This window comes from Pseudoduganella rhizocola, assembly GCF_045984285.3.
GTDB lineage: Bacteria > Pseudomonadota > Gammaproteobacteria > Burkholderiales > Burkholderiaceae_D > Rugamonas.
On sequence record NZ_JBJQIK030000003.1, the window covers coordinates 120,739 to 137,736 of the forward strand.

The following is a 16,998-nucleotide window of genomic DNA, read 5'->3' on the forward strand; positions in this document are numbered from 1 at the left end:
CAGAGCTAGAATCGCCTATGGTAGCACGCGCCCTTCATAGGGTACAATGGCAGATTGGTCCGAACATTTCTTGCCACATTATCATGCAATCCCAGCCACTTTCCCGTATCCCGAAGCCAGGTTCCGAAGGCACCCCAGCAAACACCGGCGCAGCGCCGAAAGTCGGCTTTGTGTCGCTCGGCTGCCCGAAAGCCCTGGTCGATTCCGAACAGATCCTGACCCAGCTGCGCGCCGAAGGCTATGAAACCGCGAAGTCCTACGACGGCGCGGACCTGGTGATCGTGAACACCTGCGGCTTCATCGACGCTGCCGTGCAGGAATCGCTGGACGCTATCGGCGAAGCGCTGGCCGAAAATGGCAAGGTGATCGTGACCGGCTGCCTCGGCGCCAAGAAGGATACGGACGGCAGCGACCTGATTCAGAAGGTGCACCCCAAAGTGCTGGCTGTTACCGGCCCGCACGCCGTGGGCGAGGTGATGGCCCAGGTGCATACCCACCTGCCGAAACCGCACGAACCCTTCATCGACCTGCTGCCGCCGCAAGGCGTGAAGCTCACGCCGAAGCATTACGCCTACCTCAAGATTTCCGAAGGCTGCAACCACCGCTGCTCCTTCTGCATCATTCCGTCGATGCGCGGCGACCTGGTGTCGCGCCCGATCGGCGAACTGATGATCGAAGCAGAGAACCTGTTCAAGGCCGGCGTGAAGGAACTGCTGGTGATCTCGCAGGACACCTCGGCCTACGGCATCGACGTGAAATTCCGCTCCGGCTTCTGGAACGGCCGTCCGGTGAAGACCCATATGACGCAGCTGACGCAGGCGCTGGGCGAGCTGGCCAAGCAGTACGGCGCCTGGGTGCGCCTGCACTATGTCTACCCGTATCCGCATGTGGATGAAATCATCCCGATGATGAGCGGCGGCCATGTGCTGCCATACCTGGACATTCCGATGCAGCACGCGCATCCGGAAGTGCTGAAGCGGATGAAGCGCCCGGCCTCGGGCGAGAAGAACCTGGAGCGCATCCTGAAATGGCGCGAGATGAATCCGGACCTGACCATCCGCTCCACCTTCATCGCCGGCTTCCCCGGCGAGACCGAAGCCGAATTCGAATACCTGCTGGACTTCCTGAAGGAAGCCCAGATCGACCGCCTGGGCTGCTTCGCCTATTCGCCGGTGGAAGGCGCCACCGCGAACGAGATCGCCAATCCGGTGCCGGAAGAAGTGCGTGAAGAACGCCGCGGCCGCGTGATGCTGCTGCAGGAAGAAATCTCCCGCAAGCGCCTGCAGGCCAAGGTCGGCAAGACCGTGAAGGTGCTGATCGATGAGCTGACCCCGAGCGGCGCCATCGGCCGTTCTTCCGCCGATGCGCCGGAAATCGACGGCGTGGTACACGTGAAAAAGCCGTTTGAGCCGCACAAGAAGCTGGCTGTCGGCCAGTTCTTCGACGTCGAGATCACCCGCGCCGACGCGCACGACCTGTGGGGCGAGGCCTGAACATGAAAAACAAAGCCCCTCAGACCGCGATCATTCATTCCGATTACAAGGCGCCTGAGGGCTTTGCAGCCTTTCCGCAGGCGATCCACCACGCTTCCACCATCATCTTCAAGGACGTGGCGGCGCTGCGTTCCGGCGAATGGAAGGACAAGAACTCCTACACCTATGGCCTGCACGGCACGCCGACCACCTTCACGCTGGAAGCGCGCATCGCGGAGATCGAGGGCGGCGAGCGCTGCCTGCTGGCTCCGAGCGGGCTGGCGGCGATTGCGATGGTCGATTTCGCCTTCCTGCAAACCGGCGACGACGTTCTGCTGCCGGACAATATCTACAATCCCAACCGCGTCCTCGGCAACTGGCTGCAGGAAGCATTCAACATCACCGCGCGCTACTACGATCCCCTGATCGGCGCAGGCATCGCGGAACTCATCCTGCCCAACACGAAGCTGATCTGGACCGAAGCGCCGGGCTCAGTGTCGATGGAAGTGCCCGACCTGCGCGCCATCTGCGCAGCGGCGAAAGCGAAGGGCGTGCTGGTCGCGCTGGATAACACCTGGTCCGCCGGCCTTGCGCTGCGTCCCTTTGACCTTGGCGTGGACATCAGCATGCAGGCCCTCACCAAATACCAGTCCGGCGGTTCGGATGTGCTGATGGGAGCCGTCATCACGCGTGACCGCGAGCTGCACGACAAGCTGGCCAATGCGCATATGCGCCTCGGCCTCGGCGTGGGCGCGGACGATGCCTACCTTGTGATGCGCGGCCTGCCCACGATGAAGCTGCGCTTCGAGGCGCATGACGCGAGCGCGCTGAAGGTTGCCGAATGGCTGAAAAAACGTCCCGAGATCTCGACGATGCTGCATCCGGCCTTCGAGGATTGTCCCGGCCACGAAGTCTGGAAGCGCGACTTCACCGGCGCTGGCGGCCTGTTTTCGGTGCTGTTCGATGAGCGTTATACGGAAGAGCAGACCGACCGTTTCGTCGATGCGCTGAAGCTGTTCAAGATCGGCTATAGCTGGGGCGGCGCCAACAGCCTGTGCGTGCCATACCGTATCCAGGCCATGCGCCGCGGCTGGCAGCACGGCGGCACGCTGGTGCGCTTCTACGTGGGCCTGGAAGACACGGCGGACCTGATCGCGGACATCGAACAGGCCCTCGCGCAGCTGTAATCAGATTGGCTGGTTCTGGTTGAGCGTTACCCAGCCACGAATCAGCCGGTAGGCCTTCCAGATCCACGCCACGCCCCATACCAGGAAGGCGAAGGGAATGCCGACCATGGTAACAAACAGGGCCGCGCCCACTACCACCCACACCACATACCACCAGAAGGACCGGATCATCCAGCTGTGATGGCTTTCGATGAAGGTGCCGCGCGTGTCGTCACGCTTGGCATAGTTGAACAGCAGCGGAATGATGGAGAACAGGCCGAGCGAAAAGAAGAAGCTGGCGGCATGGGCAAGGTACAGCCACCACGCCAGGTTTTTGGCAGAGTCGGTGCGTGCGTCGAGAATCAGTTCCTGGTTCATTGGTATTCCTCCTTTGGTTCAAGGCTAGCATAGTTTCCGCGAAGTTCACGCGCCGTGCGCCGCCGCACTTTCGTAGCTGATAAAGTTGCAACTCCAGTGTAAATGAAGAGGAGTGCGATGCGCGGATTGCGGCAGGGGGACATCAAGGGACTTGCAGGCTGGCTGTTGCTGACGCTGGGCGCCGGCGGTATCGGCGCCATCGGCTCCATGGAAGCATCGGAATTCTATGCGCAGCTGAGCAAGCCGGGATGGGCGCCGCCGGGCAGCGTATTCGGTCCGGTCTGGACCGCGCTCTATGTGCTGATGGCGGTCGCCGCCTGGCTGGTGTGGCGCGTGCGCGGCTTCGATGCAGCGCCGCGCACGATGGCGCTCTATATCGTCCAGCTGATCGCCAACGCCGCGTGGAGCTGGCTGTTCTTCGCCTGGCAGTCGGGCAGCAGCGCCTTCATCGAAGTCATCGTCCTGTGGCTGCTGATCGCGGCCACGCTGCTTGCGTTCTGGCGTGTGCGCAAACTGGCCGGTGTGCTGATGCTGCCTTACCTGGCCTGGGTTTCATTCGCTACGGCACTGACCTATGCCTGCTGGCAGCGCAATCCGCAGCTCCTCGGTTAAAGGCTATCTTTGCGATTAAACAAAACAATCTTGCGTTCCCTTTGAATTGACGCTTCCGCCTGCTTTAATGGTTCTGGAGACTTCAACCGGAGAACGCCATGATTGCGACACGGATTGCGCTTGCCCTCGTCATTTCCCTTGCCCCAGCCGTCGTGTGGACCCAGGTGGCCAAGCCGGACAAGCCGAAGGAAAAGCCGACCAGCTATATGCCGGTCGATATCCGTGAAGACTTCCAGGTCACGCTGGAGCGCATGCGCGCCGCGCGGCCCATCGTGATGAAGCGCCAGATGGACCTGCTTGCATCACGCTACGATCTCGCCAACCGGCCCTCGAAGGACACCATGTTCCGCGGCAAGCCCGTGCAGGAAGGCGTGCGCGTGAAGCTGCCGGCGGGTGTCTCATGGCAGCAGCTGGCGGACATGACGCCGGAACAGATCCGCGAGCGTGGGCTGTTCCCGGCCGGCTTCATGCCGCTCCCGCATCCGAACCATACGGAAGGCGGCATGCTGTTCCCGAAATTTCATATCGACGAGATCCTGAAGCAGGAGCAGCGCGACCTGAACCGCTTCGACCTTGAATTCGACCTGCCGGACCATTTCCTGCCGGAGTTCCCGGCGCCGATTTTCCTCACCACGCATCCTGAAATGGGCGACGTGTCGAAAGGGAAGCTGATCACCATCGACAATTTCTACGACACCTTCAACGGCCTGCTGAATCCCAAGCAGATCGAAGGCCTGCGCCTGCTGGTAACGCCGTTCCCGCAGCAGCAGTTCAACCAGACCGAAGACCGCCGTTCGGTGAAGCCTTCGCGCGGCGTGACCTGCTTCGATTGCCATGCCAACGGCCACACCAATGGCGGCACCCACCTGGTGGGCGATATCCGGCCGCAGGAACTGCGCCACCGTATCGAAACGCCGACGCTGCGCGGCGTGAACGTGCAGCGCCTGTTCGGCTCCCAGCGCGCGCTGAAGACGGTGGAAGACTTCACGGAGTTCGAGCAGCGTGCCGCCTATTTCGACGGCGACCCTGTCATCGCCACCAAGAAGGGCGTGAATGTGCTGGAGCGCGGCAGCCAGGTGCACTTCATGGCCGAATTCCAGGCCATCCTCGACTTTCCGCCCGCGCCAAAACTTAATGTGCTGGGCAAGCTCGATCCGAAGAAAGCCAGTGCGCAGGAGCTGCGCGGCGAAGCGCTATTCCACGGCAAGGCGCAGTGCGCGAGCTGCCATGCTGCGCCGTATTTCACGGATAACCTGATGCACAACCTGAAAACGGAGCGCTTCTACAAGCCGAAACTCATCAACGGCATGAAGGCGGTTGGCGATGGCCCGATCAAGACTTTCCCGCTGCGCGGCATCAAGGAGTCGCCGCCCTATATGCACGACGGCCGCCTGCTGACGCTGGAGGACACGGTTGAATTCTTCAACCTTATCCTCGAGACGAAGCTGAGCGACCAGGAAAAGGCCGACGTGGTGGCTTTCATGCGCGCGCTGTAGCGCTCAGTGGCTGCGGCCGTCCCAGTGCTGCACCGGGATGCCTTCCAGCTCGATGCCCTCGATGCAGCGGATATTGATGGCGGCGGTCTTGTTGCCTTTCTGGTCCACGCCTTCGCCATGCGTATGCATGCCGCAGTCGGGGCAGAAGCAGTGCTTGATCATATGCCGGTTGAAGGTGTAGCTGCGCGCATAGTTCGGCGGCGTGAGGAAGTTCAGGTCCTCATAAGGCTTGAACCACAGCAGCGAGCCTTTGCGCTGGCAGATGGAGCAGTTGCAGGAAAGCGCGCCATCGATCTTGCCTTCCACCTCGAATGCCACGTTCCCGCAGTGGCAGCTGACTTTGTAGTTCATTGCTGGTCTCCTTTTGGTGTGAATGTACGCAGATAGGCCAGCAGGTCGCCTATCTGCTTCTCATCGCTCAATCCCCAGAACCGCATGCTGGTGCCGGGGACGGCTTTGCCTGGTGAACGCAGGAAGGCGGCAAGCCGCTGCTCATCCCACACGATGCCCGATTTACGCATGGCATCCGAATAGCGGTAGTCCTTCGCCGCTGCGGCATGGCGGCCGATAATGCCGTTCAGCTGCGGTCCGAACGCGCTGCGCGCGGACGGCCCGACCTGATGGCAGGAGGCACAGCGCGCAAAGGCCTGCTTGCCTGCGGCAGCATCGCCTGCTGCAGAGACAGGAGCGGCTGCGGCTGCCAGCAGGGCAATGGCGAAGATGCGCATGTTTGAAAAGCACGGATGACAAAAATAGTAATATACCCCGACTTTTCACTCGGGAGACATGGGAATGGGCGGGCCTTTGCAGGGGATACGGGTTATCGAAATCGGACAGCTGATTGCCGCGCCGTTTGCCGCGCGGCTGATGGCCGAATTCGGTGCGGAAGTCATCAAGATCGAAGCGCCGGTGGACGGCGATCCGATCCGGAAATGGCGCAAGCTGCACAAGGGCACCTCGCTATGGTGGTATCTGCAGTCGCGCAACAAGAAGTCCATCTCCGTCAACCTGAAGTCGCCCGAGGGCGTGGATATCGTGAAGCGCCTGGCGGAAAACGCCGATGTGCTGATCGAGAACCTCAAGCCCGGGGCGCTGGAGAAGCTCGGCCTGGGCTGGGACGTGCTGCATGCGCTGAACCCGAAACTGACGCTGGTGCGCATTTCGGGCTACGGCCAGACCGGGCCTTACAAGGACAGGCCCGGCTTCGGGGCCATCGGCGAGGCGATGGGCGGCATCCGCTATACGACCGGCGAGGCCGAGGGCGTGCCGGCGCGCGTGGGCGTCAGCCTGGGCGATTCACTGGCTTCGCTGCACGCGGTGATGGGCGCGCTGATGTCCGTGCTGCGGGTGAAGACCGGGCAGGGGGAAGGCCAGGTGGTGGATGTCTCGCTGGTGGAGAGCGTATTCAACCTGATGGAAAGCCTGGTGCCGGAATACGACCTGCTGGGCTATGTGCGGGAACGCAGCGGCGGCGCGCTGCCCGGCATCGCGCCGTCGAATACTTATCCTACGCGCGATGGCGCTTATGTCGTCATCGCCGGCAACAGCAACCCGATCTACAAGCGCCTGATGAACGTGATCGGCCGCGCCGACCTGGCGGACGACCCGCAGTTTGCGCAGAACGACGGCCGGGCTGCGCAATCGGCGCTGATCGATGCCGCCATCGCCGGCTGGACTTCGGCCCACTCCATCGAAGCCGTGCTGGCCGCGCTGGAGGCGGCCGATGTGCCGGCGGGCCGCATCTATTCGGTGAAGGACATCGTGGAAGACCCGCACTACCAGGCGCGCGGCATGATCGTGGACAGCACGCTGCCGGACGGCGTGAAGGTGAAAATGCCGGGCATTGTGCCGCTGCTGTCCGACACGCCGGGTGCTGTGCAGTGGCAGGGCCCGGAACTGGGCCAGCATACGGCCGAGGTGCTGGCAGGGCTGGGCTTGAACGAGGCGGAGATTGCGCGCCTGCGCAACGGCGGCGTGGTGCAGTAAAAAGGGGGGGGTAACTACTCGGCTGCGAACTCGGCGGCTGCCTTCGCAGCCCACAGCGCTTCCTGATAGGCCGGGAAGGGTTCGTCGTAGCCTTCCGCCCCATCTTCACCCACGAAGTACACCAGCCAGCCGCTGTTGCAGCGGCACAGGGCAATGTCGTCCGCACTGCAGCACTGCTTCAGTGTTTCGTCCGGTTCGAGGGTGACGATGCGCACGCCGCGATGTGTGATGACTGTTGCCATGTCGGCAATGATAGTCCCATCGCGGCGCGAACACTGTAGAAAAAGTGTATCGAATCAGCTCAGCAGATTGAGAATGCCGTCCAGGCCCACGTAATTCAGGGCCACGTCGGCCTGCTCGCGCACCACCGGCTTGGCGCGGAAGGCCACCGACATGCCGGCGATACCCATCATTTTCAGGTCGTTGGCGCCGTCGCCCATCACAATGGCCTGCGAAGGGCTGATGCCCAGCGCCGCGCAGACATGCTCCACGGTCTGCTTCTTCACTTCCGCATCCACGATGCCGCCCAGGACTTCGCCGGTCAGCCTGCCGTCCACAATCTCCAGCATGTTGGCGTGGGCATAGTCGAGACCAAGGCGGGCCTGCAGGCGCTCGGTGAAATAGGTGAAGCCGCCGGAGACCAGCAGGGTCTTCATGCCGGCCGCCTGCACGGCTTTCAGCATGTTCTCGGCGCCGGGCGAAAGGCCGAGGCGTTCTTCATAGACCCGCTCCAGCGCAGTGGCGTCGAGGCCCTTGAGCAGGCTGACGCGGCGGCGCAGGCTGGCGGCGAAATCCAGCTCGCCGCGCATGGCCGCTTCCGTAATTTCGGCCACCTGCGGCTTCAGGCCCTGCATGTCGGCGATTTCGTCGATGCACTCGATGGTGATGAGGGTGGAGTCCATGTCCATGGCCACCAGGCGGAAGTCATCCAGCTTGCGCGCGCCCACGAAGAAGGTGGCGTCCAGCTGCGCTGCGTTTGCCGCCACGTCGATGGTCTGGCGCAGCGCTTCGGAATAGCTGATGCCTTCGCAGCGCAGCGCCGTGGCGGAGACGCGCACGGTGCGCTCGGGGGCGGTGAGGGCGGCAATGCGCTCAAGGCTGGGCATGCAGCCCGGCAGGCCTTGCAGCACGAGGTTCATGGTCGTTTCGTCGGTGGTCTTCATCAGGCGAGCAGTTGTTTGATGGCGGTCTTGATCTGGGTGACGCGCGCGGTGAGGTCAGGCATGCTGGCGGTGATCTTCAGCTTGTCCTGTCCATTGAGTTTGATGTGTTTGTGCTTCTGGATCAGGGTAATGATCTTCATCGGGTCGATAGGCGGCTTGGGCATGAACTGCATGTTCACGGCCTCGCCATGGGCATCGATCTTGACGATGCCTACCTCTTTCGCCGCAATGCGCAGCCGGTGGGTTTCGATCAGGGCCTTCACCGCGTCCGGCAGCTTGCCGAAGCGGTCGATCAGTTCCTCGTGGAGACCGTCGATGGCTTCCTGCGATTCGCAGTTGGCCAGGCGCTTGTAGATTGAAAGCCTTTCGTGCACGTCGCCGCAGAAGTCCGCGGGCAGCAGGGCGGGAACGTGCAGGTTGATTTCGGTGGTGGTGGCCAGCGGCGCTGCCAGGTCGGGCTCCTTGCCCGCCTTGAGCGCGCGCACGGCTTCGTTCAGCATGTCGGTGTACAGCTGGAAGCCCACTTCCAGCATTTCGCCGGACTGGCTCTCGCCCAGCACTTCGCCGGCGCCGCGGATCTCCAGGTCGTGCATGGCCAGATAGAAGCCGCTGCCCAGTTCTTCCATGGCCTGGATGGCGTCGAGGCGGCGCTGCGCCTGTTTGGTCAGGCCCTGCACATCGTTCACCAGCAGGTAGGCATAGGCCTGGTGGTGGGAACGGCCCACACGGCCGCGCAGCTGGTGCAGCTGGGCCAGGCCGAACTTGTCGGCGCGGTGCATGATGATGGTGTTCGCGGTCGGCACGTCGATACCGGTTTCGATAATCGTGGTGCACAGCAGGATGTTGTAGCGCTGGGCCACGAAGTCGCGCATCACTTTTTCCAGGTCGCGCTCGTGCATCTGGCCGTGCGCCACGGCGATGCGCGCTTCCGGCAGCAGTTCGGTCAGCGCGGCCAGGCGGTTCTGGATGGTTTCCACCTCATTGTGCAGGAAGTAGACCTGGCCGCCGCGCTTCAGCTCGCGCAGCACCGCCTCGCGGATCACCGAGTCGTTCTCGCTGCGCACGAAAGTCTTGATGGCCAGGCGCTTCTGCGGCGCGGTGGCGATGACGGAGAAGTCGCGCAGGCCTTCCAGCGCCATGCCCAGCGTACGCGGAATCGGGGTGGCGGTCAGCGTCAGCACGTCCACTTCGGCGCGCAGCGATTTCAGCGCCTCCTTCTGGCGCACGCCGAAACGGTGCTCCTCGTCGATGATGACGAGGCCGAGGCGTTCGAACTTCACTTCGTCGGACAGCAGCTTGTGGGTGCCGATCACAATGTCCAGCGTGCCGTCGGACATGCCCTTGATCGCATTCGCAATCTCCTTGCCGGTGCGGAAGCGGGACATTTCCGCGATCTTCACCGGCCACTCCGCAAAGCGGTCGGCAAAGGTCTGGGCATGCTGTTCCGCCAGCAGCGTGGTCGGCGCGAGAATGGCAACCTGCTTGCCGCCCATGACGGCGATGAAGGCGGCGCGCAGCGCCACTTCCGTCTTGCCGAAGCCGACGTCGCCGCACACTAGTCGGTCCATCGGCTTGCCCGAGGTCATATCCTTGATCACGTTCAGGATGGCGGCCGCCTGGTCCGGCGTTTCGTCGAAGCCGAAGCTTTCGGCAAAGCGCTCGTAATCGTTGGACGAGTACTCGAACGCGTGGCCCTGGCGCGCCGCGCGGCGCGCGTAGAGGTTCAGCAGCTCGGCCGCGGTATCGCGCACCTGTTCCGCCGCCTTGCGCTTGGCTTTCTCCCACTGGCCGGAACCCAGCGTATGCAGCGGCGCGTCTTCCGGCGAACCGCCGGAATAGCGCGAGATCACGTGCAACTGCGAAACGGGCACATAGAGCTTGGTGTCCTTCGCGTATTCCAGGTGCAGGAATTCTGTTTCGCCTTCGCCCAGGTCCATCGAAGTGAGGCCCATGTAGCGGCCGATGCCGTGGTTGATGTGCACCACCGGATCGCCGATCTTGAGCTCGGACAGGTCGCGCACCATGGACTCGACCTGGGTCACTGCCTCCTGCTTCTTCTTGCCCACACGGCGGCCGGAGCCCGCATACAGTTCGGTCTCGGTAACGAAGCCCAGCGCCTGCCCCTCCGCCAGCAGTTCGAAGCCTTGCTGGAGCGGCGACACGCCCAGCACCAGCGGCGCATCCGAAGCGAGGAAGCCCTCATAGCCTTCCACCAGCGCCGGCGAAAGGCCGAATTCGGCGAAATACTGCTGCAGCGTTTCGCGGCGGCCGTTGGATTCGGCGCAGATCATCACGCGCCGGCCCGGCTTCAGCAGCCAGGCGCGCAGGTTGGCCAGCGGGTCGTCCAGGTGGCGGTTCACCGCCACATTCGGAATCGCGGCCGACAGGGCGGATGCGTCGCCGTCGCCGGTCCGCGTCAGCGCAATGCGCGCATGCGGCTTGGCCAGCGTGTAGAACTGCTCGTCGCTCAGGAAGATCTGCTGCGGCGGCAGGATAGGGCGTTCGCGGTCCGCCTTGAGGAATTTGTAGCGCGATTCGGTATCGGCCCAGAAGCGCTGGATGGCGCCGTCGATATCGCCCACGGTCGCCAGCGCCGAGCCTTCCGGCAGGTAGTCGAACAGCGTGGCCGGTTCGTCGAAGAACAGCGGCAGGAAGTACTCGATACCGGCCGATGGAATGCCGCTGCTGATGTCCTTGTACATCACGGCGCGCGAAGGATCGCCTTCGAAGGTCTCGCGCCAGCGGCTGCGGAAGGTGGTGCGCGCCGCTTCGTCCATCGGGAACTCGCGGCCTGGCAGCAGGCGTACTTCCTTCACCGGATACAGCGAGCGCTGCGTATCGGCGTCGAAGGTGCGTATCGTTTCGATCGTGTCGCCGAACAGGTCGATGCGGTAAGGCAGGGCGGAGCCCATGGGGAACAGGTCGATGAGGCCGCCGCGCACCGAGTATTCGCCGGGCGACATCACCTGGGTCACATGTGTATAACCCGCAAGTGTCAGCTGCGCTTTCAGGCGCGCTTCATCAAGAATCTCGCCCTGCTTGAAGAAAAAGGTGTACGCTGCAAGAAACGATGGCGGCGCCATGCGCACCAGCGCAGTAGTGGCCGGCACCAGCATTACATCGCACTGTCCGGTCTGGATCTCGTGCAGCGTGGCGAGGCGTTCGGACACCAGGTCCTGGTGCGGGGAAAACGCGTCGTAGGGCAGGGTTTCCCAGTCCGGCAACAGGTGGCAGCGCAGCTGTCCGGGCGCAAACCACGGGATCTCCTCCAGCAGGCGCTGGCCATCGCTGGCCTGCGCCACGATCACGGCCAGCATCTGGCCACGCGATTTCAATTCGAGCGCCGCCTGCGCGAGCGCGTAGGCGTCGGACGAGCCGTACAGGGTTGGCAGCACAAATCGGTTGCCGGCTTTGGGAAGTGCTTTGATCAGGTCGAAGGACATGCAGGAGCGTGCGGAAGTGGCGTCGGTCGGGCGCCGCCCATGGCGGCGCCGCAGGCAACATTATAGTGCAAGCCACAATTGTGAGCCTTGTCCCGGTTCCGTCCACGGCGCGCCACACTCCGCATGAATTGCATTGACGCCGTTCCACCAAAAGTACGATATTTGTTACCTAAAGTAAATTCTCACGCAATGTCACAAACAAGACTGGGAAGGGGAGGCAAATGTTCCGCAATCTGTTAATCAAATGGAAGCTGGCTACGCTGGTTGGCATCATGCTTGTAGCCCTGGCTTTTGTCGGAGTGTCCGGCTACCGCGGAATCAACAAAGTCGGCGCTTCGGTCGACGAAATCGGCAATGTCCGCTTGCCATCCCTGCTCGGCATTGCAGCCATCAGCGAGGCGCAGACCGGCATCATGGGCGTGACCCTGCGCACGGCGATCTGGGAGAACAATTACCAGTCGCAGGCGCAATTTGCAGGCGTGCTGAAACAGCGCGAGCAGGCCTGGGCGGAGGCCGAAAAAGGGTGGAAGAAGTACGAACCGCTGCCGCAGACTGCCGATGAGGCGGTGCTCTGGAAACGGTTCGTGACCGAATGGAATGCCTGGAAGGCGCAGGACGCCAAGATGGCAACGACCATCGCGGCGCTGGCGGCGAACAAGGATGAAGAGACGCAGAAGAAACTGTTCACACAGTTCTTCGAGGAGTTTGAGGCGGCCGGTCCGCTCTATGTTAAATCGAGCGGCACGCTGGACGAAATCGGCGCCCTGAATGACCGGGTGGCGGCAGGCAGCGTGCAGGAAGGGATGCACGCCATTTCCAGCGCCCAGTCGATGATGGTCTGGTCGGCGCTGATCGCCATTGTCATCGCCGTGGCTTTCGCCTGGTATGTGACCGGCGCAATCACGAAACCGATCGAGGAGGCGGTGCAGGTGGCGCAAACCGTGGCCTCCGGCGACCTGCGCAGCACGATTGTGGTGGAAACTACCGAAGAAACCGGGCAGCTGATGCTGGCCCTGAAGAATATGAACGACAGCCTGAAGGACATCGTGGGCCAGGTGCGCACCGGCACCGATGCCATCGCCTGCGCCTCGACGCAGATCGCGACCGGCAATATGGACCTGTCGTCGCGCACAGAAGAGCAGGCGAGTTCATTGGAAGAGACGGCTTCCTCGATGGAAGAGCTGACCTCCACCGTGCGCCAGAACGCTGACAATGCCCAGCAGGCCAACCAGCTGGCTTCCTCGGCCTCCGGCGTGGCGGAAAAGGGCGGCGCCGTGGTGGCGCGCGTGGTGGAGACCATGGAGTCCATCAATACCTCGTCCGGCAAGATCGTGGACATCATCAGCGTGATCGACGGCATCGCTTTCCAGACCAATATCCTGGCGCTGAACGCGGCGGTGGAAGCGGCCCGCGCGGGCGAGCAGGGGCGCGGTTTTGCCGTGGTGGCTTCCGAAGTGCGCAACCTGGCGCAGCGCTCGGCCGCGGCGGCCAAGGAGATCAAGCAGCTCATCACCGATTCCGTGGAGACGGTGGCCGCCGGCAGCAAGCTGGTGGCCGAAGCGGGCAGCACGATGGATGAAGTGGTGCAGAGCGTGCAGCGCGTGAACGACATCATGTCCGAGATCAGCATGGCGACGAAGGAGCAGAGTTCGGGCATCGACCAGATCAATATGGCGGTCAGCCAGATGGACCACGTGACCCAGCAGAATGCGGCACTGGTGGAAGAAGCGGCTGCGGCCACGGCTGCGCTGCAGGACCAGGCGGCGGCGCTGGCGCGCGTGGTCAGCGTGTTCCAGCTCGACGTAGTGCCCACTGCTGCAGCGGCCCGACCGGCGCCACGGCCACAGGTGCGTGCGGCAGCGCCGGAAGCCGCAACGCCGGCCGCGCCACGGCTGGCCAAGCCGGCGCGCCGCACGGCCTCGAAAGCGCCCGCCGCCCGCAAGGAAACGGTGGCCGCCGCACCGGCCGGCGACGACTGGGAAGAATTCTAGGCAGGAATGTGCAGCAGCAGGGCCGTGATGTTGTCACGGCTGCCGTCATGCTTGGCCATGTCGACCAGGCTGGCGCAGACGGTATGCAGCGAGTCCGCGTGCGCTACCGAGAGCGCGGCGGCAATCGCGCCGGGGCTGCAGGGGCCATGCAAGCCGTCGGTGCACAGCAGGTAAAGGTCGCCCGGCAGCGCGGCATAGGCCTGCACATCCGGCTGCACGGCGGGTGATGGTCCCATCGCCTGCAGCAGCAGGTTTTTCGGCGGCAGCGGTTCGGCCGCCCCCATGTCCAGCGCCTGCTGGTACATGGTCTGGTCGCGCGTGAGCTGCGCCAGCTGTCCGTCGCGGTAGCGGTAAAGGCGGCTGTCGCCGACATGGAATACCAGCAGCGGCGATGCCGGCGCGGGCTGCCAGAGGCCCGTCAGCGTCGTACCCATTCCCATGCCGTCCGAGTGGCCTGCCGCATTGTTCGCGGCATAGAGATTTGCGTTCACCTCCAGCAGCGCGTGCTGCAGCAGGTCGCGCGCGGCGGCCGCGGGGCCGGTCCAGGTGGCGTCGGGATCGCCCTGCGGGCGGTGCGCGGCAAGGTAGCCTGCCAGCAGGCGCAAGGCTTCCGCGCTCGCCACTTCGCCGCCCTGGTGGCCGCCCATGCCGTCCGCCACGGCCAGCAGGCCGAGCTCCGGCGCGATCAGCAGATTGTCCTGGTTGGACGAGCGTACCGTGCCGGTGTCGCTGATGCCGAAGGCCACGCCCATCGGCAGGCGATGGTAGGTGGACGGCGACAGTTGCTGCCAGCCGTTCATTGCAGTGGCTGTGCGGGTTGCGGCGGCGGGGGCGGCGCCGGCACTTCGGGCATCGTCTCCAGCGTGGCAGGGCCGTCTTCCGGCGCAGCCGGCGGAGCTTCTTCCAGGTCGATGCCGCGCACGGTCGGATCGTTCGCATACTCCTCGTAGATCCATTCGCCATCCAGCTGCACCACGCCTTCCGGCGCGCTGCGTTCCACCGCAGGGCGCTTGTTGAGCGCCACTTTCATGTAGTCGATCCAGATCGGCAGGGCCAGCGTGGCGCCGAACTCGCGGCCGCCCAGGGATTTCGGCTCGTCATAGCCCATCCAGGCCACAGCGACGATGCCGCCGCCATAGCCCGCGAACCAGCCGTCCATCGCATCGCTGGTGGTGCCGGTTTTGCCCGCGATATCGCTGCGGCCAATGCGCTGCGTGGAGGCTGCGCCGGTTCCGCTGCGCGTTACCTCGTGCAGCAGGCTGTCCATGATGTAGACATTGCGCGCGTTCAGGACGCGGCGGTCCTCATCCAGTGCGGGCGGCGCCTTGGCCTGCTTCAGCACCTTGCCCTTCGAATCGGTAATGCGCGCAATGAGGTAGGGCTCAATGCGGTAGCCGCCGTTGGCAAACACCGCGTAGGCGCCCGCCATCTGCAGCGGCGTGACGGCGCCGGTACCGAGCGCCATCGTGTAGTTCTTCGGATGCTTCGGCAGGTCGAAGCCGAATTTGCCGAGATGCCCGTGCGTTTCTTCGAGGCCGGTGGCGCGCAGGATGCGCACCGAAGGCACGTTCTTCGATGCGGCCAGCGAACGGCGCAGCGTAATCGGGCCGTCGAACACGAAATCGTCGTTGTTCGGCTTCCATGGCTCGCCGTTGGCGCCGCCCGGCATTTCGATCGCCTCGTCCAGCACCAGGGTGCCGCCGTAGTAGCCTTTCTCCACTGCTGCGGAATAGATGAAAGGCTTGATCGCGGAACCCGGCTGGCGCCACGCCTGGGTAACGTGGTTGAACTTCTGCAGCTTGTAGTCGAAGCCGCCCACGAGTGCGTGGTAGGCGCCCGTGGTGGAGTCGATGGACACGAAGGCCGCGGCCACTTTCGGCACCTGGCTGATGGTCCACTGCTTTTTATCGTTGCGCATGACTCGGATAATGGCGCCCGGCTTGATGCGCGAGGCGTCCTTCGCCTTGGCCGACAGCGCCGTAGCGCCCAGTTTCAGGCCGTCGCCAGTAATGGTGACATCTTCGCCATCGGCCGTTTCCACCTTGACGGCGGTGGGCGAGGCTTCCAGCACCACGGCGGCAATCAGGCCGTCGCTGCTCATGCGTTTGGAGAGCGCCTCGTCGATGGCATCTTCGCGCTCCTCGGCGTCTTCCGGCAGCGTGATGTAAGCTTCCGGGCCGCGGTAGCCGTGCCGCTGGTCGTAAGCGATGACGTTGCGGCGCACCGATTCGTAGGCTGCGTCCTGGTCGGCTTTCAGGATGGTGGTATAGACGTTGATGCCCAGCGAGTACGCCGCTTCCTTATATTCCGCAAACACTGCCTGGCGCGCCAGTTCGGCCACGTATTCGCCATGCGAATCGAATTCCTGGCCCTTGTTATTGACACGCAGCGGCTCCTTGAGCGCCTGCTGGTACTGGGCTTCGCTGATGTATTCCAGCTCGTACAGGCGTTTGAGCACCAGGTGCTGGCGCGCGCGGGCGCGCTTGGGATTGGCCGCCGGATTATGGCGCGAGGGATTCTGTGGCAGGCCTGCCAGCATTGCCGTCTCGGCAATCGACAGCTCGTCCAGCGATTTGCCGAAATAGACCTGGGCGGCTGCCGCAAAGCCGAAGGAGCGCTGGCCCAGGTAGATCTGGTTCATGTACAGCTCCAGGATCTGGTCCTTGCTCAGCGCATCTTCCATCTTATAGGTCAGCATGACCTCGTTCAGCTTGCGCGAGATGACCTTTTCCTTCGTCAGGAAGAAGTTGCGCGCCACCTGCATGCTGATGGTGGAGCCGCCCTGGCGGAAACCGCCGCGCAGGTTGGCGCGGGCGGCGCCCAGCGCGCGGATCCAGTCGATGCCGCCGTGTTCGTAGAAGCGCGCGTCCTCAATGGCGAGAACGGCCTTCTTCATCATGTCCGGAATCTGCTTGATCGGCACGAAATCACGGTGCTCCTCGCCGAATTCGCCGATCAGCACATTGTCGGCGGTGTAGATGCGCAGCGGGATCTTGGGCTTGTAATCGGTGACGGCATCCAGCGCGGGCAGGTTGGGGCGGATATAGAAGAACAGGTAAGCCAGCAGCACCAGCAGCACGGCCAGGGCGCCGCCGCCCGCCACCATCAGCGCCCGCAACACGTTGCGGCGGTTCAGCCATTGTGGCAGGCTGGAAGTCGGATTGCTCAAAACAGATATCTCACGGTTATGGAGTCGCGTTCATTATAGACCACGGTTTCGGCCCGACTTAGAGGCTGCCCACCACTAAAAGTTGCTTGAATTGGGGGAAATGCCGTATCTTGATAGAAATT

At 63.4% G+C, this 16,998-nt stretch carries 14 protein-coding genes; 6 read left to right on the forward strand and 8 right to left on the reverse strand.

Features of this window, described 5'->3' with window-relative positions; all coding sequences use genetic code 11:
• Window positions 1-83: 83 nt before the first annotated feature.
• Window positions 84-1,493, forward strand: a complete 1,410-nt coding sequence (rimO, locus tag ACJRPG_RS07790; RefSeq protein WP_407999497.1) for a 30S ribosomal protein S12 methylthiotransferase RimO — start codon at window positions 84-86, stop codon at window positions 1,491-1,493.
• A 2-nt stretch (window positions 1,494-1,495) separates the two neighbouring features.
• Window positions 1,496-2,659 (forward strand): cystathionine beta-lyase, encoded by a 1,164-nt coding sequence (locus ACJRPG_RS07795; protein WP_407999498.1) that lies wholly within the window; start codon window positions 1,496-1,498, stop codon window positions 2,657-2,659.
• On the opposite strand, the gene ACJRPG_RS07800 is transcribed toward ACJRPG_RS07795, so the two are convergent.
• Window positions 2,660-3,016: a DUF4870 family protein gene (locus ACJRPG_RS07800; protein ID WP_407999499.1), complete on the reverse strand. Its 357-nt coding sequence runs from the start codon at window positions 3,014-3,016 to the stop codon at window positions 2,660-2,662.
• Between the two features lie 117 nt (window positions 3,017-3,133).
• On the opposite strand from ACJRPG_RS07800, the gene ACJRPG_RS07805 reads away from it, so the two are divergent.
• A complete protein-coding gene (locus ACJRPG_RS07805) occupies window positions 3,134-3,628 on the forward strand; it encodes a TspO/MBR family protein (RefSeq protein WP_407999500.1) in 495 nt (164 codons plus the stop codon).
• Between the two features lie 98 nt (window positions 3,629-3,726).
• Window positions 3,727-5,124 carry a hypothetical protein gene (locus tag ACJRPG_RS07810; protein ID WP_407999501.1) on the forward strand — a complete coding sequence of 466 codons (1,398 nt, stop codon included), beginning with the start codon at window positions 3,727-3,729 and terminating at the stop codon, window positions 5,122-5,124.
• Window positions 5,125-5,127: 3 nt separating this feature from the next.
• On the opposite strand, the gene ACJRPG_RS07815 is transcribed toward ACJRPG_RS07810, so the two are convergent.
• Window positions 5,128-5,475 (reverse strand): GFA family protein, encoded by a 348-nt coding sequence (locus tag ACJRPG_RS07815; protein ID WP_407999502.1) that lies wholly within the window; start codon window positions 5,473-5,475, stop codon window positions 5,128-5,130.
• Window positions 5,472-5,852, reverse strand: coding sequence for a c-type cytochrome (locus ACJRPG_RS07820; protein WP_407999503.1), 381 nt, complete (start codon window positions 5,850-5,852; stop codon window positions 5,472-5,474). The genes ACJRPG_RS07815 and ACJRPG_RS07820 overlap by 4 nt, the downstream gene beginning before the upstream one ends.
• A 64-nt stretch (window positions 5,853-5,916) precedes the next feature.
• On the opposite strand from ACJRPG_RS07820, the gene ACJRPG_RS07825 reads away from it, so the two are divergent.
• On the forward strand, window positions 5,917-7,110 hold the full coding sequence (locus ACJRPG_RS07825; protein ID WP_407999504.1) for a CaiB/BaiF CoA transferase family protein: 1,194 nt from the start codon (window positions 5,917-5,919) through the stop codon (window positions 7,108-7,110).
• 14 nt (window positions 7,111-7,124) lie between these two features.
• Here ACJRPG_RS07825 and ACJRPG_RS07830 read toward each other — a convergent pair whose 3' ends face one another.
• From ACJRPG_RS07830 to mfd, 3 genes are read right to left on the reverse strand one after another with little or no spacing between them, the layout of a single operon-like run.
• Entirely contained in the window at window positions 7,125-7,352 is a 228-nt protein-coding gene (locus ACJRPG_RS07830; protein WP_407999505.1) for a hypothetical protein, read from the reverse strand.
• A gap of 54 nt (window positions 7,353-7,406) precedes the next feature.
• Window positions 7,407-8,273, reverse strand: coding sequence for a phosphoserine phosphatase SerB (gene serB, locus ACJRPG_RS07835; RefSeq protein WP_407999506.1), 867 nt, complete (start codon window positions 8,271-8,273; stop codon window positions 7,407-7,409).
• On the reverse strand, window positions 8,273-11,716 hold the full coding sequence (gene mfd, locus ACJRPG_RS07840; RefSeq protein WP_407999507.1) for a transcription-repair coupling factor: 3,444 nt from the start codon (window positions 11,714-11,716) through the stop codon (window positions 8,273-8,275). The genes serB and mfd overlap by 1 nt, the downstream gene beginning before the upstream one ends.
• A gap of 221 nt (window positions 11,717-11,937) precedes the next feature.
• On the opposite strand from mfd, the gene ACJRPG_RS07845 reads away from it, so the two are divergent.
• Entirely contained in the window at window positions 11,938-13,707 is a 1,770-nt protein-coding gene (locus ACJRPG_RS07845) for a methyl-accepting chemotaxis protein (RefSeq protein WP_407999508.1), read from the forward strand.
• Here ACJRPG_RS07845 and ACJRPG_RS07850 read toward each other — a convergent pair.
• The gene (locus ACJRPG_RS07850; protein ID WP_407999509.1) at window positions 13,704-14,507 is read right to left on the reverse strand and encodes a PP2C family protein-serine/threonine phosphatase; all 804 of its coding nucleotides are present in this window, start codon (window positions 14,505-14,507) and stop codon (window positions 13,704-13,706) included. The two genes, ACJRPG_RS07845 and ACJRPG_RS07850, sit on opposite strands and share 4 nt — an antisense overlap.
• Entirely contained in the window at window positions 14,504-16,813 is a 2,310-nt protein-coding gene (locus ACJRPG_RS07855; RefSeq protein ID WP_407999986.1) for a penicillin-binding protein 1A, read from the reverse strand. The genes ACJRPG_RS07850 and ACJRPG_RS07855 overlap by 4 nt, the downstream gene beginning before the upstream one ends.
• Window positions 16,814-16,998: the final 185 nt, after the last annotated feature.

Excerpts from the sequence above, each read along its gene's own strand:
- ACJRPG_RS07805 (WP_407999500.1), top strand. The coding sequence starts at position 3,134 with ATGCGCGGATTGCGGCAGGGGGACATCAAGGGACTTGCAGGCTGGCTG.
- ACJRPG_RS07800 (WP_407999499.1), bottom strand. The coding sequence starts at position 3,016 with ATGAACCAGGAACTGATTCTCGACGCACGCACCGACTCTGCCAAAAAC.
- ACJRPG_RS07825 (WP_407999504.1), top strand. The coding sequence starts at position 5,917 with ATGGGCGGGCCTTTGCAGGGGATACGGGTTATCGAAATCGGACAGCTG.
- ACJRPG_RS07815 (WP_407999502.1), bottom strand. The coding sequence starts at position 5,475 with ATGAACTACAAAGTCAGCTGCCACTGCGGGAACGTGGCATTCGAGGTG.
- serB (WP_407999506.1), bottom strand. The coding sequence starts at position 8,273 with ATGAAGACCACCGACGAAACGACCATGAACCTCGTGCTGCAAGGCCTG.
- rimO (WP_407999497.1), top strand. The coding sequence starts at position 84 with ATGCAATCCCAGCCACTTTCCCGTATCCCGAAGCCAGGTTCCGAAGGC.
- mfd (WP_407999507.1), bottom strand. The coding sequence starts at position 11,716 with ATGTCCTTCGACCTGATCAAAGCACTTCCCAAAGCCGGCAACCGATTT.
- ACJRPG_RS07820 (WP_407999503.1), bottom strand. The coding sequence starts at position 5,852 with ATGCGCATCTTCGCCATTGCCCTGCTGGCAGCCGCAGCCGCTCCTGTC.
- ACJRPG_RS07795 (WP_407999498.1), top strand. The coding sequence starts at position 1,496 with ATGAAAAACAAAGCCCCTCAGACCGCGATCATTCATTCCGATTACAAG.
- ACJRPG_RS07810 (WP_407999501.1), top strand. The coding sequence starts at position 3,727 with ATGATTGCGACACGGATTGCGCTTGCCCTCGTCATTTCCCTTGCCCCA.
- ACJRPG_RS07850 (WP_407999509.1), bottom strand. The coding sequence starts at position 14,507 with ATGAACGGCTGGCAGCAACTGTCGCCGTCCACCTACCATCGCCTGCCG.
- ACJRPG_RS07830 (WP_407999505.1), bottom strand. The coding sequence starts at position 7,352 with ATGGCAACAGTCATCACACATCGCGGCGTGCGCATCGTCACCCTCGAA.
- ACJRPG_RS07855 (WP_407999986.1), bottom strand. The coding sequence starts at position 16,813 with ATGGTGGCGGGCGGCGGCGCCCTGGCCGTGCTGCTGGTGCTGCTGGCT.
- ACJRPG_RS07845 (WP_407999508.1), top strand. The coding sequence starts at position 11,938 with ATGTTCCGCAATCTGTTAATCAAATGGAAGCTGGCTACGCTGGTTGGC.